The organism is Streptomyces sp. NPDC026672 (assembly GCF_040638185.1).
Lineage (GTDB): Bacteria > Actinomycetota > Actinomycetes > Streptomycetales > Streptomycetaceae > Streptomyces.
Map to the genome: position 1 here is coordinate 1 of NZ_JBEZXS010000082.1, position 16126 is coordinate 16126.

Consider the following 16126-nt stretch of genomic DNA (forward strand, 5'->3'; position numbering starts at 1 on the left):
TGGGCGCGGCCGGCAAACTCACCCGCGCCTACCGGCCGCAGACCAACGGCAAGGTCGAACGCTTCAACCGCACCCTGCTCGACGAATGGGCCTACCTGCGGCCCTACACCAGCAACACCGAACGCACCGCAGCCCTGGCAGACTTCCTCCACACCTACAACCACCACCGCTGCCACACCGCACTCGCAGGCCAGCCACCCATCACCCGCGTGAACAACCCTGCGGGTCAATACATCTAGCCCCTTCCCGCCCGAGGTCCCGCCGGAGCCCCGGCGGTCCGTGTGGCCGGTGGTCCGTGTGGCCGGTGGTCAGTGTGGCCGGTGGTCAGTGTGGCCGGTGGTCAGTCGTCGGGGAGGGGCTGTTCGGCCCAGATGGTCTTGCCGCCCGCGGTCTGGCGGCTGCCCCAGCGCTGGGTGAGCTGGGCGACCAGCAGCAGTCCCCGGCCGCCCTCGTCGAAGGCGTGCGCCCGGCGCAGGTGCGGTGAGGTGGAACTGCCGTCGGACACCTCGCAGATGAGGGCACGGTCGCGGATCAGCCGGAGCTGGACGGGCGGTTCGCCGTAGCGGATCGCGTTGGTGACGAGTTCGCTGACGACGAGCTCGGTGACGAACGCGGCCTCGTCCAGTCCCCAGGCGGCGAGCCGTTCGGTGGCCGCCTGCCGGGCCGCGGCGACCTCGGCGGGATCGGACGGCACGTCCCAGGTGGCGACGCGGTCGGCGCCCAGCGCCCGGGTGCGGGCCAGCAGGAGGGCCACGTCGTCGCAGGGCTGCTCGGGCAGGACGGCCTTCAGCACGGTGTCGCCGAGGGCGTCCAGCGAGTCGGCGGGGGCGTCGAGCGCGTGCAGCAGTTCGGCGGTGACGCGGTCGAGGTCGGCGTCGCGGTTCTCCAGGAGGCCGTCGGTGTAGAGGGCGACGACGGAGCCTTCGGGGAGTTCCAGCTCCGTCGCCTCGAAGGGCAGGCCGCCGACGCCGAGCGGGGGCCCGGCCGTCATGGGGACCGTCCGGGCGCCGGCGCCGGGCAGCACGACGGCGGGCGCCGGGTGGCCGGCGGCGGCCAGGGCGAGCCGGCGCGAGACGGGGTCGTAGACGGCGTAGAGGCAGGTGGCGCCGAGTTCGGCGACGTCCTCGCCGCTGCCGTCGCCCGCCAGATGGGTGACGAGGTCGTCCAGGTGGGTGAGCAGTTCGTCGGGGGGCAGGTCGACGTCCGCGAGGGTGCGTACGGCGGTGCGCAGCCGGCCCATGGTCGCCGAGGACTGGATGCCGTGCCCGACGACGTCGCCGACGACGAGGGCGACCCGGCTGCCGGAGAGGGGGATCACGTCGAACCAGTCGCCGCCGATGCCGGCCAGCGAGCCGCACGGCAGATAGCGGTGGGCGACCTCGACGGCGGCCTGTCCGGGCAGGCCCCGCGGCAGCAGACTGTGCTGGAGGGCGAGCGCGGTGGTGCGCTCACGGGCGAAGCGGCGGGCGTTGTCGATGCAGACGGCGGCCCGGCTGGCGAGTTCCTCGGAGAAGACGAGGTCGTCCTCGCCGTAGTCGTCGGCCTGTCCGATGCGCACCCCGACGAACACGCCCAGGGTGGTGCCGCGCGAGCGCAGCGGCACGGAGATCATCGAATGGACGCCGACCCGGTACCGGCGGCCCTCGGGCGCGAGCGCGTTGCGTTCGGCCACCCAGCGCATGAACGCCGGCTCGCCGGCCTGGGTGCACACGGCGCGGCCCTCGCGCAGGGCGCGGGCGGGCGGGCTGGACTCGGGATAGACGTCGAGTGCGCCGAGGCGTACGGCGGCCTCCGGGGTGCCCTCGGTGCCGGAGCCGTGGGCGACGCGGCGCAGGGCGACGTCGCCCTCGGGCACGGCCTCGGCCAGTTCCTCGGTGCCGAGGACCCAGTCGAGCAGGTCGACGCTGGCGAAGTCGGCGTAGCGGGGGACGAGGAGGTCGACGAGTTCCTCGGCGGTGCGGGCCACGTCGAGGGTGGTGCCGATGGCGGTGGCGGCCTCGTTGACCAGGGCCAGCCGGCGGCGGGCCCAGTACTCCTCGGTGCTGTCGAACGCGGCCGCGGCGACCGCGGTCACCTCGCCGGTGGGGGCGCGCAGGGGCCAGATCTCCAGGTTCCAGGCCCGCTCCCGGTTCATGGCGGGGGCGGTGGTGAAGACCTCGTAGCGCAGGGGGCGGCCGGTTTCGAGGACCTGCCGCAGATGGTGCAGATAGCCCCGGGTCGCCTCGGAGTCCTCCACGCAGTCCTGGAAGGGCCGGCCGACGAGGTCCTCCTCGCGCACGCCCATCGCCTGACAGCCGACGGTGTTCTGGTGGACGAAACGCAGTCCGGTGTCGAAGACCGACATGGGCAGCGGCGCCTGCTGGAAGGCCGGCCCGGTGAAGCCGGAGTCACGGGCCGTGATCACGTATCCGCTCGGCAGGCCGTCGGGGCCGAGCACGGGGCAGGCGGTGAGGATGGCCGCGACGGGGTGGCCCTCGCGGTGGCGCAGGACGACGGGGCCGGTGCGCGCCTCGACGACGGCCGCCGGGACCGCGTGGGCGAGCAGGGCGGTGGCCGGCCGGCCCACGACGTCCTCGGCCCGGTGCCCGGTGAGCTGTCGCGCGCCGTCGCTCCACCCCGTCACCGTGCCGAGCGCGTTGATGACCACCGCGGCCGCGAGCTGCTCCATATGCCCCAGGATGATCCCGTTGCTCCGGTGCTTCAAGCGCGACCGCGGCCGGTCTCATCCCTGGTGGGCGCGGAGTGCGGCCAGGGCCCGGTCGGCATGGGTGTTCATCCGGACCTCGCTGCGGACGACCTCGATCACGGTGCGGTCCTGGGCGATGACGTAGGTGGCACGCTTGGTGGGTACGAGGGCGAAGCCGCGCTTGACGCCGAACTGCTCGCGGACGGTGCCGTCGGGGTCGGAGAGCAGGGGCATGCCGAGCGAGTGCCGCCCGGAGAACTCCTGCTGCCGCTCGACGGTGTCGCCGCTGATCCCGACGGGCCGGGCGCCGACGGCCGCGAACTCGGCGGCCAGGTCCCGGAAGTGGCAGGCCTCGGCGGTGCAGCCCGCGGAGAGGGCGGCCGGGTAGAAGAACAGCACCACGGGGCCGTCGGCGAGCAGCTCGCTCAGCTGCCGCGGGGTGCCGGTGTCGTCCGGCAGCGTGAAGTCCTCGACCTTGTCCCCGACGTCGATCCGCTGTGTCACGGCGTGCTCTCCTCGTTGCGTGCGGTGCCGCCGGTCCGCGGCCATGTGTTGTGTGCGCCGGGAACACCCCGGCGGAGTGGGCCGCGGTGGCCGGTGCGGATCTTACGTGAGCGCAGGGCAGTTGAGGTCGGGCGGGGGCCGCCCGGAGCGGGCCGGGGGCACGCAAGCAGGCAGGGGGGTGTGGGAGCGGGCCGGGAGTCGCGGAAGCGGGTCGGGGGCGCGGACCGGCAGTCGCGGGGCGGCCCGGGACCGCGGGGAATCGGTCGGACGTCGGCCGGGTGCCGCTCAGCGCGGGTGCGGCTCGCGGGTCGGCTCGTCGTCGGTGGCGTGGCGCAGGAAGTCGTCGACCATGCGGTGGAAGAGGGTCGCGAGCTGCCGCAGGTCCTCGGGGCGCCAGTCGGCGAGGGCGACCTGCATGCCGCGGGCCCCGGCGTCGCGGACGCTGCCGACGGCGTGGCGTCCGCTGTCGGTGAGCCGGACGCGCCGGGCGCGCCGGTCGTCGGGGTCGGGGACCAGGGTGACGTGACCGGACTTCTGCAACTGCTGCACCGTCCGTGTCACGTGGGACGCCTCGACGCCCAGTCGCTGGGCCAGCTCCCCCGGCCTGAGCGGTTCGCCCTCCGCGACCTGCCGCAGCAGCGCGACGGCCGCCCGGTCCAGCGGCACCCCGGCGAGGGCCATCAGCCGCTCGTGCTGCCGGGCCCGGGTGCTCAGATAGGTGATCCGGGTGAGCGCGCGCTCGATCTCGACGACTTCCGGCGAGGCGACGGGCAGCGGTTCTGGAGCCATACCGGCGACTTTACCATCTCGTTGCGTAACTCAAGTAACTTGCCGGACCGGTGAACGGCCACACCCGGGCGGTCAAGACCGTCATGGCGACCGGCGCGGGTGCTGCGGTCCTGGCCTTCGTCCTCGCGTCCTTCCTGCCCCGCCACCGCCCGTCCGGACCGGCCGGCGCACCGGCCGCCACCTCCGCGGAGCCCCCGCCTCGGCCGTGCCCCCGGCCGCCGCGAAGACCGCGGGCCGAGACCCGTCGTCCGTCCGGCCCCGGCCGCCGCGTCCGCGCGGGCGCGGCGGCCGGGGCCGGACCCGTTCAGGGGAACCGTCGGCCCGGCACGCGTGAGGGCGGCGGGCGCGGTCGACACCTTCTGCCGTGAACGCCGTGAACGCACCGCGCCTGCCGCTGATCCCGCCCATGCTCGCCACCGCCGGCAGACTGCCGCCGGCCGCGCAGGACGCCCGCTGGGCCTACGAGACCAAACAGGACGGCCAGCGGGTCGTGGTCTACCTGCCCGGCGACGGCAGTGTGCTGCTGCGCGCCCGCTCCGGGGAGGACATCACCGGCGCCTACCCCGAACTCCGGCCGCTGGGCGGGCTCCTGGGGGCGACCCCGGCCGTCCTGGACGGCGAGGTGCTGGCGCTCGACGCGCGGGGGCGGGCCGACTTCCAGCTCCTGCAGAGCCGGATGGGACTGGCCCACGCGCCCGCGCGGGCGGTCCGCCGGGCCGCCCAGGTGCCCGTCCACCTGGTGCTGTTCGACGTGATGCACCTGGACCGGCCGCTGCTCAGCACGCCGTACACCCGGCGCCGCACCCGGCTGGAGGAGCTGGGTCTTGACGGGCCGCACTGGTCGACGCCCGTCGCGGCCGTCGGGCACGGCGCCGAGGCGCTGGCCGCGACCCGGGAGCACGGGCTCGAGGGCGTGGTGTGCAAGCGGCTGGACTCGGTGTACGAACCGGGCGTGCGCTCCCGCTCCTGGGTCAAGATCCGCAACCTGCGCACGGAGGACGTCGTCGTGGGCGGCTGGCTGCCCGGCAAGGGACGGCTCGCCGGGCTGCCCGGCGCCCTCCTGCTGGGCCAGCGCGCCGGCGGCCTGCTGCGCTACGTCGGCGGCGTCGGCACCGGCTGGAGCGAGGGCGAACGGGCCGAACTGGCCGCCCTGCTGGCGGCCGCGCACAGCGACGTCTGCCCCTTCGAACCGCGGCCCGCCGTGGCCGGCGCCCGGTGGGTGCTGCCCCGGCTGGTCGGCGAGGTCAGCTACAGCACACGCACCCGGGCCGGGCTGCTGCGGCAGCCGTCGTGGCAGCGGCTGCGCCCCGACCTCACCCCCGAGGAGTCGGCGGCCGACCTGCCCGACGACCCGCTGTGAGGCGCGCGGCACGGGTCAACTGTTGGGCCGCGCTTCACCGATGGGACGCCTGTGACGTCTTGGCAACGGAAGTTCCGCCAGCGATCCTGAACTTCCTTGCCCCCCACAGGTGTTGGAGGATTCGTGTCGTCACGGACGTTCCGCATCCGGCCCCGGAGATGGCTCGCCGGTGTGGCCGGTGCCGCCGCCTTCGTCGTCGCCTTCCCCGCCGTCGCGTTCGCCGCGCCGCCCCCGCCGCTGCCCGGCAACGCCGAGGCCGTCGAGCGCACGTACCAGCCCGCCTTCGACTACGACACGGACGGCTGCTACTCGACCGCCGCCATCGGCCCGGACGGCACCGTCAACCCCGGCCTCAACCCGACCGGCGCCCTCAACGGCAACTGCCGGGACGCGGCCGACCTGGACGACACCAACAGCTACTCGCGCTACAAGTGCAACAACGGCTGGTGCGGGTACGTCTACGGCCTGTACTTCGAGAAGGACCAGGCGATCCCGGGCATCAGCCTCGGCGGGCACCGCCACGACTGGGAGCACGTCGTGGTGTGGGTGCAGAACAACCAGATCCAGTACGTCTCCACGTCCAACCACGGCTCGTTCACGGTGCACCCGGCGTCCGAGGTCCGCTTCGACGGCACCCACGCGAAGATCGTGTACCACAAGGACGGGGTCAGCACCCACTGCTTCCGGCTGGCCAACACCAACGACGAGCCGCCGGAGAACCACAAGGGCACCTGGCAGTACCCGCCGCTGATCGGCTGGAACGGCTACCCGGCCGGTCTGCGCGACAAGCTCAGCAACTTCGACTTCGGCAGCGCCAACTTCGGCCTGAAGGACAGCGCGTTCGCCTCCCACCTGTCGGCGGCGAAACCGGCCGGCATCCCGTTCGACCCGAACGCCTGACCCGCCGCCGCTCCCGCCGCGGCGGGAGCGGCGCCCCTTCCCGGCCCGGCCGGAAACCGCCGGGCCGGGACCTGGGAAGACGACCAGTGACGCGGGCGAGCGGCACGGGCACCCCTCGCGGGGGTCTATCGTGTCCCCCATGTCCCTGCCGGAAATGATCCGCATCGTGTCCCGCGACTCCCCCATGGCGCTGGCGCAGGTCGAGCGCGTACGGGCCGAACTGGCCGCCGCGCGGCCCGGGGTGCGCACCGAGGTCGTCCCCGTGAAGACCACCGGGGACAAGTGGCTCGGCGATCTGGCCCAGGTCGAGGGCAAGGGGGCGTTCACCAAGGAGGTGGACGCCGCGCTGCTCGCCGGTGAGGCCGATCTCGCCGTGCACTGCGTGAAGGACGTGCCCGCCGACCGGCCGCTGCCCGCGGGGACCGTGTTCGCGGCGTTCCTGAAGCGCGACGACATCCGGGACGCCCTCGTCCACCCGGGCGGCCTCACCCTGGACGAGCTCCCCGCGGGCACCCGCGTCGGCACCTCGTCCGTGCGCCGGATCGCCCAACTGGCCGCCACCCACCCGCATCTGGAGTGCGTGCCCTTCCGCGGCAACGCCAACCGCCGGCTGGCCAAGCTGGCCGCGGGCGAGGCGGACGCGCTGCTCCTCGCGGTCTCCGGCCTGGAGCGCATCGGCCGCCGGGACGTGATCAGCGAGGTGCTCTCGCCGGAGACGATGATGCCGCCGATCGGCGCGGGCATCCTCGCCCTCCAGTGCCGTGAGGGCGACAGCGAACTGATCGACGCGGTCAGCGAACTCGGCGACCCGGACACCTACCGGGAGGCCACCGCCGAGCGGATGTTCCTGCACGTCCTCCAGGGCCACTGCAACAGCCCGATCGCCGGCTTCGCCCGGATGGACCGCGGCGGCGAACTGTCGCTGCGCGCCTGTGTGTTCACCCCGGACGGCAAGACCCGGCTGAACGCCCACGAGTGGGCGGGCCGGCTGGACCCGGCCACGCTCGGCACCTCGGTCGCCGTGTCCCTGCTGCGCCAGGGCGCCCGCGAGATCATCGACGGCATCGCCCACTGACCCCGGCGGGTCAGGAGGCGTCCGGCTCCGTCTGGTCCTTCAGGAACGTGCTCACCTGGTGGGCCAGGCCGGCCTGGCAGGCGCCCGCGGTCGCCGTGACCGGTTCCTCGGCCAGCCCGATGCCGCCCGCCCACAGCCGCCGGTCGGTCCACTCCTCGTCGACGCGCAGATGGACCTGGACGTCCACCTGGGTGAGCGCCGCCTCGGAGCCCGCCGCGAAGAGCACGGCGGTGACCCGGCGCAGCGGGTAGACGTCGAAGCCCTCGATGAACTGGGAATTGCGCCAGTCGATGAACGCACCCTCGCCGTCCGGCCCCACCCGCACGTCGAGCTGGCCGTCCTCCAGCTGGACGCCGTAGTGGTGCGCGCCACGGTTCTCGACGGTCACCCGGACACTGAAGTACGTCAGCCCGACGGCCGCGTCGTCGCGTCCGCGCGGGGGCTCGGCCGCTTCCAGACGATGGACGCGGACCCGCAGACCGGCATGCTCGTCGTACTCCTGCCAGTCCCCGACCACGTTCGGCTCGTGCACAGTGCCCCTCTCGACCTCGGAGAGCTGCTGTCTATCCGTGTGCTGAGCGCACTGTCAAATGAGCGGAATGCGCTATGGCCAGGGGGTTCGCCCCCTTTGATCGCTGATCAAGCGTTGCGCAGGGCGAATCCCGTCAACGGGCCTTCCGAGCGAATTCACCCGCGTGCCGCACATCACGTCCCCCGCAAGATCAGCGGGCGAGGCGTCCGAGGAGCGAGGAGGCCGCCGCGACACCGAGCAGGGCCGCCACCACGAGGACCGCGAAGTCGAGGCCGAGGTGCGAGGGCGTGCCGAGGAGCAGTCCGCGAAGGGCGTCCACCTGGTAGCTGAGCGGATTGACCCGGCTGACGACCTGGAGCCAGCCCGGCATCACGGAGAGCGGGTAGAGGGCGTTGGAGCCGAAGAACAGCGGCATGGTGATCGCCTGCCCGAAGCCCATGAGCCGGTCGCGGCTGAGGACGATGCCGGCGATGGTCATGGACAGGCAGGAGAAGAACGCGGAGGACAGCACCACGGCCGCGGCCACGCCGAGCAGCTTGAGCGGGTTCCAGGTGAGGCTCACGCCCAGGATCGTCGCGATGACGATGACGACGACCGCCTGGACCAGGGACTTCAGCCCGGCCGCGAACGCCTTGCCGGTGATCAGCGCGGAGCGGGGGGTCGGGGTGACCAGCAGCTTGTTGAGGATGCCGGAGTCGCGCTCCCAGATGATCTGGATGCCGTAGAAGATCGCGATGAACATGGCGGACTGGGCGATGATGCCGGGCGCCAGGTAGTCGATGTACGGGATGCCGCCGGTGGGGATCGCGCGGATGCGGGTGAAGGTCTGTCCGAAGATCAGCAGCCAGAGGGCGGGCTGGACGGCGCGGGTGTAGAGCTCGGTGCGGTCGTGGCGCAGCTTCTGGAGTTCGACGGCGCACATCGCGGCGACCCGGGTGGGCAGCAGCCGCCAGCCGGGGCGGGGCTGCGGCGGGCGCACCAGCAGGCCGGCGGCCCCGCCCGGCGGGGCGGTGCGGTCAGCCGACTCGCTTGGCGGTGCGGCGGGTGCTTCGGACATCGCGGAAATCTCCTGACTGGTCGTCGAGGCCGCCGCCCGCGACGTCCCGGAAGACGTCCTCCAGCGTGGGCAGCGTATCCGTGGCGGGCAGGCCGGCCGCGCGGCGGCGTTCGCCCAGCCCCTGCCGCAGTTCGGCGGGGGTGCCGAGGCTGTGGATGCGGCCGCGGGCCATCAGGCCGACCCGGTCGCAGTACTGGTCGGCCTCGTCCATGTAGTGGGTGGTGACCAGGACGGTCATGCCGGTGACGGCGCGGACGGCGTTGATGTGCTCCCACACGCCGGTGCGGGCGATCGGGTCGAGGCCGATCGTCGGCTCGTCGAGGATGAGCAGTCGCGGGGCGCTGACCAGGGCCTGGGCCAGTTCCAGCCGGCGGACCATGCCGCCCGAGTAGGTGGCGGCCAGCCGGTCGGCGGCGTCGGTCAGGCCGACGGCGGCGAGGGCCTGGGAGACCCGCTCGGCGCGCTCGCGGCGGGGGACGTCGAAGACCCGGGCGAACAGGACGACGTTCTCCCGGCCGGTGAGCCCGCTGTCGGCGGACAGTTGCTGCGGGACGTAGCCGAGCAGCCGGCGTACGGACATGCGGTCGCGCGCGGTGTCGTGGCCGAAGATCCGGACCATGCCCGAGGGCACCGGCAGCAGCGTGGTCATGCAGCGGATGGCCGTGGTCTTGCCCGCGCCGTTGGGGCCGAGCAGCCCGAAGACCTCGCCCTCGCGCACGGACAGGTCGAGCCCGTCGACGGCCCGGGTCTCGCCGAAGGTGTAGGCGAGCCGGGTGCAGCTGACGGCCTCGGCGGTGTCGCCGGTCATGATTCCTCGGCCTCCTCGTGCAGGGCGACGGCCAGCTTGCGCAGCGCCGGGAGGGCGGCGCGCAGGGCCTCGCGGTCGGCGTCGTCGAGCCGGTCCACCTGCCGTCCCACCAGGGCGGCCCGGCGCCGCTGCCCCTCGCGCAGCCGTTCGTGGGCCGCGTCGGTGAGCTTCAGGCGCGCGGCCCTGCGGTCGGCCGGGTCGGTCTCGCGGATCAGATAGCCGTCCCGGGCGAGCTGGTTGACCAGGGTCGAGACGGAGTTCCCGGCGAGGTACAGCTCCTTGGCCGCGTCGGAGATGCCGATGCCGGGGCGGCTCTCGACGAGGCGCAGCAGCTCCACCTCGGCGCCGCGCATCCGAGGCAGGGTCATGCCGCTGCGCAGCCGCCGTCTGACCAGGCGCTGGATGCCGACCAGGGCGTCCGCCAGCTCCTCCGGGAAGGCGTCGGGACCGCCGGTCTCGTTCTCGTCCACGTCCACGTTCGAAGATTACCTCTGCTACAGAGGTAATCATTCCCAAGGAAAGGTCAAGAGGGGTCGTGCGTGAGGGCGCCGTGGTGCGATACATCACCTTTTCAGGCGAATCGTGGTGGCGGTCGCTCACCGGGGTGGCCGTACGGATTCACCCGGGCGTGGCCGGGCGCCGACGGGCGGGCCGGGTGCTTGCGGTTGGACACTGGGGGAAGACGGGGGGCACCGGTGCCGGTCTCTCACACCAGGACGCGACTGCCATGAACGACGACCCCACGCTCTCCCGCCGCACGAAGCGCGCCGTGTCCACGGATTCGGTCTTCGGCGCCCCGTGCTGGGTGAGTCTCACCAGCCGTGACCTGCGAGCCACCGAGGACTTCTACGGGGCCGTGCTCGGCTGGCGGTGGCGCAACATCAGACTGGGCGACCACTTCCGGATCGCGCTGGCGGGCGGGGTGCCCGTGGCCGGGATCGCGGCGGTGGCCGCCATGTGGCAGATGGCCGTGGCGTGGACGCCGTACTTCGCCGTGCCGGACGCGGACGTGGCCGTGGCGCGGGCCCGGGAGCGCGGCGGCACGGCGGCGGTGGGACCGCTGTCGTTCCCGCCCGGACGGGGCGCGCTGCTCGCCGACCGGGACGGGGCCACCTTCGGGATCTGGGAGGGCGAGCTGGTCGGCAACTGGGAGGCGTGGCGCCGGGCGGCGCCCACGTTCATCCGGCTGCACACCCGCAACGCCTTCGACTCGGCCCTGTTCTACGGCGAGATCCTCGACTGGGCCTCGGGACTGCCGGGCTGCTGCGAGGTCGAGTACGAGGGCGGCGAGGTGGTGCTGCGCAGCGGTGGCGACATCGTGGCCCGCATCGACTCGGGGGCGGTGGAGGCGGCGCCCGATCCGTCCGTGCGGCCGCACTGGCAGGTCCACTTCGCGGTGACCGACGTGGCGGCCTGCGCGCGGACGGCGGAGAAGCACGGCGGCAGCGTCCTCGACGAGGACGCCGCCGAGGCGGTGCTGCGCGACCCGGACGGCGCGCAGTTCACCGTCACGTCGAGGCGCGAGCGCTGACCCCGCGGCCGTCCGCGGCGCGGGAGGGCCGGGACAGGAGCACCAGGGCGCGGGCCTCGACCCGCAGCCGGGTGCCGGCCTTGCGCTCCCGTTCGTCGGGGACGCCGTCGGGTTCGGCGGTGTCGATCAGGGTGGTCCAGCGCTCGCCGTAGGTGTCGTCGGGCAGCCGGAAGTCGACCGGTTCCCAGTAGCTGTTGAGCAGCAGCAGGAACGAGTCGTCGACCAGGCGCTGGCCGTAGGGGTCGCGTTCGGCGATGGCGTCGCCGTTCAGGAACACGCCGACCGAGTGGGCGTCGGAGCGCTGCCAGTCGCGGCCCGTCATCTCGCGGGCGTCCGGCAGCAGCCAGACCAGGTCGGGCAGCGGCTGCCCGGCGTGGGTGGCCGTGTCGCCGCGGAAGAAGTGGCGGCGGCGCAGCACCGGGTGGGCGGCGCGCAGTCCGATGACGTGGCGCGTGAAGCCGGCCAGGGCGCGCTGCTCGTCGGTCGGCTCCCAGTCGATCCAGGAGATCTTGTTGTCCTGGCAGTAGGCGTTGTTGTTGCCGCGCTGGGTGCGGCCGAGTTCGTCGCCGTGGCAGAGCATGGGGATGCCCTGTGACAGCAGCAGGGTGGCCAGCAGGTTGCGCTGCTGGCGGGCGCGCAGTTCGAGGACCGCGGGGTCGTCGGTGTCGCCCTCCGCGCCGCAGTTCCAGGACCGGTTGTCGCTCTCGCCGTCCCGGTTGCCCTCGCCGTTGGCCTCGTTGTGCTTGTCGTTGTACGACACGAGGTCGCGCAGGGTGAAACCGTCGTGCGCGGTCACGAAGTTGACGCTGGCGCGCGGCCGGCGCCTGCTGTGCTGGTACAGGTCGGAGGAGCCGGTGAGCCGGGAGGCGAACTCGCCGAGCGAGCCGGGTTCCGCGCGCCAGAAGTCCCGTACGGCGTCGCGGTACTTGCCGTTCCACTCCGACCACAGGGGCGGGAAGTTGCCCACCTGGTAGCCGCCCTCGCCGACGTCCCACGGCTCGGCGATCAGCTTGACGCGGCTGATCACCGGATCCTGCTGGATCAGGTCGAAGAAGGCCGACAGCCGGTCGACCTCGTGGAACTGCCGGGCCAGGGTCGCCGCGAGGTCGAAGCGGAACCCGTCGACGTGCATCTCGGTCACCCAGTGGCGCAGCGAGTCCATGATCAGCTGGAGCACGTAGGGGTGCCGCATCAGCAGGCTGTTGCCGGTGCCCGTGGTGTCGTAGTAGTGCGCCCAGTCGCCGTCGACGAGGCGGTAGTACGAGGCGTTGTCGATGCCCCGGAAGGACAGGGTGGGGCCCTGCTCGTTGCCCTCGGCGGTGTGGTTGTAGACCACGTCGAGGATGACTTCGAGCCCGGCCGCGTGCAGCGCCTTGACCATCGCCTTGAACTCGTTGACCTGCTGGCCCCGGGTGCCGAACGCGGCGTAGGCGTTGTGCGGGGCGAAGAAGCCGATCGTGTTGTAGCCCCAGTGGTTGGACAGTCCCCGGTCGGTGAGGACACCGTCCTGGACGAACTGGTGCACCGGCATCAGCTCGACCGCCGTGACGCCGAGCGAGGTCAGGTGCTCGACGACCGAGGGGTGCGCGAGGCCCGCGTAGGTGCCGCGCAGCCGCTCGGGCACGTCGGGGTGGGTGCGGGTCAGTCCGCGCACGTGCGCCTCATAGATCACGGTCTGCGCGTACGGCCGCCGGGGCGGGCGGTCGTCGCCCCAGTCGAAGTACGGATCGGTCACCACGCCGAGCATCGAGTGCCCGGCGCTGTCGGCCGGGGAGGGCCCGCCGGGGGTGCGTTCGTAGAGCGAGGGGTGGTTGTCGATCTGGCCGTCGACGGCCCGTGCGTACGGGTCGAGGAGCAGCTTGGCCGGGTTGCAGCGGTGGCCGAGGCCCGGGTCCCAGGGGCCGTGCACCCGGTAGCCGTAGCGCAGGCCGGGCCCGACGCCGGGCAGGTACGCGTGCCAGACGAACCCGTCGGCCTCGGTCAGCGGGACGGTGGTCGTGGCACCGTCGTCCTCGACGAGGACCAGGTCCACCCGCTCGGCGACCTCGCTGAACAGGGCGAAGTTGGTGCCCTGGCCGTCGAAGGAGGCGCCCAACGGGTAGGGGTGCCCGCTCCACACGGGCACCCCTTTCCGCTGCGGACGGGCCGTCACCGGGCCGCCTCCAGGGCGGGGTCCGCGGCGCCGGTCCGGGCGGCCAGTGCGGCGACCGGCTCCTCGCGCGGCACCTGGCGCACATGGCGCAGGCTGGGCGCGGGGGCCGTCGGCACGAGCGGTTCGCGCTGGTCGGCGCGGGCCCGTTGCGAGAACCAGATGATCTTGCTGCCGGTGTCCGGGGCGCAACACCCCCAGCCGTCGCTGGTGGCGGCGAGCTGGGCCAGACAGGCGCGCAGGTCCTGGTCGGGCCGCAGCTCGCGGTCGTCGTCGCCGACGGCGGTGATCAGATGCTGGCCGTTCCACCACATCTCGATCGAGGTGTGCTTGTCCGTGGCGTGCTGGTCGATGGCGCGCAGCAGCAGTTCGGCGCCGCTGCACACGGGGACCACGATGTTCTCCAGGTCCCAGAGGCGGAGGTGGGCGGCCAGGATGCGGCTGACCTGTCCCACCCGGTCGGGGCTGACTTCCACGTCCAGGTGGTAGTAGCGGGGCACTGCGGTCTTCATCGTCGCTTGCTCCTCACCGGCGAAGCTCTCGCTCTTTCGTCGCCCCCATGGGCACGGACCCCGATCACGGAGCGTCGAGCACTCATCGCTTCTGAGTCAGATCCACAGTGCGGTGGCTACGCCATTCGTGCAACACGAGCACGTCGACGAGGTGATCGGGGCTGGCCGGGCGGCCTTCCAGGTGATAGTTCAAGAACCAACAAGACGCTGGGTCGTCGCGCGTGCACCATGAGTGAAATGCCTCGATCGCCGTAATGGATCCGTGCCCCTCCCTGCCCGGATGCCGCCCGACCGTCGGGAAGCGCGCCCAGTCGAGAGCGTGGAGGGTGATCAGGGACATGCTGCTACCGACCAGGACCGAAGTGGCACGGCAGCTGCGACGTTACCGGGCGTGGGAGCGGGCGATGCTCGCCTCCCCCGCGGACCTCGCGGTGCGGGCCACGTTCGAGGACTCGGGCTACACGCTGTGCGTGCTGATGGGGAAGCGGTGCGCGCGGGAGGCCGCGGACGCCGCCGAGCGCTATCTGCGTGGCGGTCTCGGTGGTTATCTGCGCGAACAGAACGGCAGACCGCACCGCAGAGCCGCGGTCCGCCGGGCCCCACCGGCGGACCGCCACGCCACGGCCGGCCGCTTCTGATTCCGGCGCCCCCGGACGTGGTGTCTCCGACGGTTCGGCGGGGTGGGTCGGGCCCGGCTCACGGGCGGGGCCCGACCCGTGCACGGGCGGAAAGCCCGCTCGTGAACGGGCACGGGCCTGACCGTGAGCGGGCAGGACGGTTCGGCCGCGGGCGGACGTGGACGCTGCTCGTGAGCGGGCGGGGGCCCGGCTCATGGGCAGACGGGTTTCCGGTCCGGGAGCGGACGGGGGCCCGGTCCGGGAGCGGGCGGAAGTCCGGTCCAGGAACGGGGAGGTCCGGCCCAGGAACGGACGGAAGCGGCTCTCGGGCAGGCGGGTTCCGGCTCACGGGCAGACGGGTGTCCAGCCCGGGAACGGACGGGGGCCCGGTCCGGGAGCGGACGGAAGTTCGGTCCAGGAACGGGCGAAGGCGCGGTCCGGGAGCGGGCGGAAGTTCGGTCCAGGAACGGGCGGAAGTCCGGTCCAGGAACGGGCGGAAGTCCGGTCCAGGAACGGGCGGAAGTCCGGTCCAGGAGCGGACGGAAGTCCGGTCCAGAAACGGGCGAAGGCGCGGTCCGGGAGCGGGCGAAGGTCCGGCTCGGAAGCAGGTGGGGTCCGGCTCGTGGGCAGACGGGGGCCCGGCTCTCGGGCGGGCGGTGTCCGGCTCGCGGGCGGTGTCCGGCTTGTGGGTGGGCGGGAGGTCTGGCCGCGGGGCGACGGGGACCCGGGGGCGTGGCGTCCGGGGGCGCGGGACGCGCAGTTCAGGTGGGAGGCATCGGACCCGGTCCCCCGCTTCGTACAGCCGGGAGGCGGTCGTTGTCTTCCGGTCCTTCCCTCAGAGCCGGGCCCGGGGTCCGGCTTCGCACACGGCGGAGGTGAGACCCATGAGTTCGACTCCGGCCATCGGCCGCATCCCGGTCCGTGACGTCCGGCCGGCCGTGGACGGCGGCAGGCGCCCGGCGAAGGCGGTCACCGGGGAGACCTTCCAGGTCACCGCGACCGTGTTCCGGGAGGGTCACGACGCCGTCGGCGCCAATGTGATGCTGCTCGATCCCGAGGGACGCCCTGGTCCGTGGACGCCGATGCGTGAACTCGCCCCGGGCACCGACCGCTGGGGCGCGGAGGTGACCCCGACCGCTCCGGGCCGCTGGACGTACCTGGTCGAGGCGTGGGGCGACCCGGTCGCCACCTGGCGGCACCACGCCGAGATCAAGATTCCCGCCGGCATCGACACCGGCCTGGTCCTGGAGGAGGGCGCCGAGTTGTTCGAGCGGGCGGCGGCCGGCGTGCCGTCCGGCCCGGAGCGCGCCCTGGTGCGGACCGCCGCGCGGACGCTCGGCAACGACGCGCTGTCCCTGGCGGCCCGGCTCGGCGCTGCGTTGGCGCCGGAGGTGGTGGGGGTGCTGGCCCGGTATCCCCTGCGGGAACTGGTCACCGCGTCGGAGGCGTTGCCGCTGCTGGTGGAGCGGGAGCGGGCGTTGTTCGGGTCGTGGTACGAGTTCTTCCCCCGTTCCGAGGGCACCCCGCAGCAGCCGCACGGCACGTTCCGCACGGCGGCGCGGCGGCTGGAGGCGATCGCCGCGATGGGCTTCGACGTCGTCTACCT

General features: G+C 73.2%; 16 protein-coding genes. 7 read left to right on the top strand and 9 right to left on the bottom strand.

Annotated elements, in window-relative coordinates:
• Positions 1 to 239, top strand: a 239-nt coding sequence (locus tag AB0F77_RS42055) for an integrase core domain-containing protein (protein ID WP_361959746.1), incomplete at its 5' end; no start/stop codon positions are given.
• A 101-nt stretch (positions 240 to 340) separates the two neighbouring features.
• On the opposite strand, the gene AB0F77_RS42060 is transcribed toward AB0F77_RS42055, so the two are convergent.
• From AB0F77_RS42060 to AB0F77_RS42070, 3 genes are all read right to left on the bottom strand, one after another.
• Complete coding sequence (locus AB0F77_RS42060; RefSeq protein WP_361959749.1) at positions 341 to 2668, bottom strand: SpoIIE family protein phosphatase; 2328 nt, start codon at positions 2666 to 2668, stop codon at positions 341 to 343.
• Between the two features lie 54 nt (positions 2669 to 2722).
• Positions 2723 to 3190 carry a peroxiredoxin gene (locus AB0F77_RS42065; RefSeq protein WP_361959752.1) on the bottom strand — a complete coding sequence of 156 codons (468 nt, stop codon included), beginning with the start codon at positions 3188 to 3190 and terminating at the stop codon, positions 2723 to 2725.
• Positions 3191 to 3475: 285 nt separating this feature from the next.
• Positions 3476 to 3979 (bottom strand): MarR family transcriptional regulator, encoded by a 504-nt coding sequence (locus AB0F77_RS42070; RefSeq protein WP_361959755.1) that lies wholly within the window; start codon positions 3977 to 3979, stop codon positions 3476 to 3478.
• A 406-nt stretch (positions 3980 to 4385) separates the two neighbouring features.
• Between AB0F77_RS42070 and AB0F77_RS42075 the strand changes: the two genes are divergently transcribed.
• The 3 genes from AB0F77_RS42075 to hemC all read left to right on the top strand — a co-directional run bounded on the left by AB0F77_RS42075 (position 4386) and on the right by hemC (position 7314).
• A complete protein-coding gene (locus AB0F77_RS42075; protein ID WP_361959790.1) occupies positions 4386 to 5339 on the top strand; it encodes an ATP-dependent DNA ligase in 954 nt (317 codons plus the stop codon).
• Between the two features lie 123 nt (positions 5340 to 5462).
• Positions 5463 to 6239 carry an NPP1 family protein gene (locus AB0F77_RS42080; RefSeq protein ID WP_361959758.1) on the top strand — a complete coding sequence of 259 codons (777 nt, stop codon included), beginning with the start codon at positions 5463 to 5465 and terminating at the stop codon, positions 6237 to 6239.
• A gap of 139 nt (positions 6240 to 6378) precedes the next feature.
• Complete coding sequence (hemC, locus tag AB0F77_RS42085) at positions 6379 to 7314, top strand: hydroxymethylbilane synthase (RefSeq protein ID WP_361959761.1); 936 nt, start codon at positions 6379 to 6381, stop codon at positions 7312 to 7314.
• Positions 7315 to 7324: 10 nt separating this feature from the next.
• On the opposite strand, the gene AB0F77_RS42090 is transcribed toward hemC, so the two are convergent.
• From AB0F77_RS42090 to AB0F77_RS42105, 4 genes are all read right to left on the bottom strand, one after another.
• The gene (locus tag AB0F77_RS42090) at positions 7325 to 7846 is read right to left on the bottom strand and encodes a hypothetical protein (protein WP_361959764.1); all 522 of its coding nucleotides are present in this window, start codon (positions 7844 to 7846) and stop codon (positions 7325 to 7327) included.
• Positions 7847 to 8036: 190 nt separating this feature from the next.
• On the bottom strand, positions 8037 to 8903 hold the full coding sequence (locus tag AB0F77_RS42095) for an ABC transporter permease (RefSeq protein ID WP_361959767.1): 867 nt from the start codon (positions 8901 to 8903) through the stop codon (positions 8037 to 8039).
• Positions 8863 to 9711, bottom strand: coding sequence for an ATP-binding cassette domain-containing protein (locus tag AB0F77_RS42100; RefSeq protein ID WP_361959770.1), 849 nt, complete (start codon positions 9709 to 9711; stop codon positions 8863 to 8865). Before AB0F77_RS42100 ends, AB0F77_RS42095 begins: the two co-directional genes overlap by 41 nt.
• The gene (locus AB0F77_RS42105) at positions 9708 to 10187 is read right to left on the bottom strand and encodes a MarR family transcriptional regulator (RefSeq protein WP_361959773.1); all 480 of its coding nucleotides are present in this window, start codon (positions 10185 to 10187) and stop codon (positions 9708 to 9710) included. Before AB0F77_RS42105 ends, AB0F77_RS42100 begins: the two co-directional genes overlap by 4 nt.
• A gap of 251 nt (positions 10188 to 10438) precedes the next feature.
• On the opposite strand from AB0F77_RS42105, the gene AB0F77_RS42110 reads away from it, so the two are divergent.
• The gene (locus AB0F77_RS42110) at positions 10439 to 11242 is read left to right on the top strand and encodes a VOC family protein (RefSeq protein WP_361959776.1); all 804 of its coding nucleotides are present in this window, start codon (positions 10439 to 10441) and stop codon (positions 11240 to 11242) included.
• On the opposite strand, the gene glgX is transcribed toward AB0F77_RS42110, so the two are convergent.
• Together glgX and AB0F77_RS42120 are read right to left on the bottom strand one after the other, a co-directional pair.
• Complete coding sequence (glgX, locus tag AB0F77_RS42115) at positions 11220 to 13394, bottom strand: glycogen debranching protein GlgX (RefSeq protein ID WP_361959779.1); 2175 nt, start codon at positions 13392 to 13394, stop codon at positions 11220 to 11222. The two genes, AB0F77_RS42110 and glgX, sit on opposite strands and share 23 nt — an antisense overlap.
• Positions 13391 to 13903, bottom strand: coding sequence for a pep a2 (locus AB0F77_RS42120; RefSeq protein ID WP_361959782.1), 513 nt, complete (start codon positions 13901 to 13903; stop codon positions 13391 to 13393). Before AB0F77_RS42120 ends, glgX begins: the two co-directional genes overlap by 4 nt.
• 338 nt (positions 13904 to 14241) lie before the next feature.
• On the opposite strand from AB0F77_RS42120, the gene AB0F77_RS42125 reads away from it, so the two are divergent.
• Complete coding sequence (locus AB0F77_RS42125) at positions 14242 to 14541, top strand: DUF5133 domain-containing protein (RefSeq protein ID WP_361959785.1); 300 nt, start codon at positions 14242 to 14244, stop codon at positions 14539 to 14541.
• An 863-nt stretch (positions 14542 to 15404) separates the two neighbouring features.
• Positions 15405 to 16126: maltotransferase domain-containing protein (locus AB0F77_RS42130; protein ID WP_361959787.1), on the top strand; the 722-nt coding region annotated here is incomplete at its 3' end.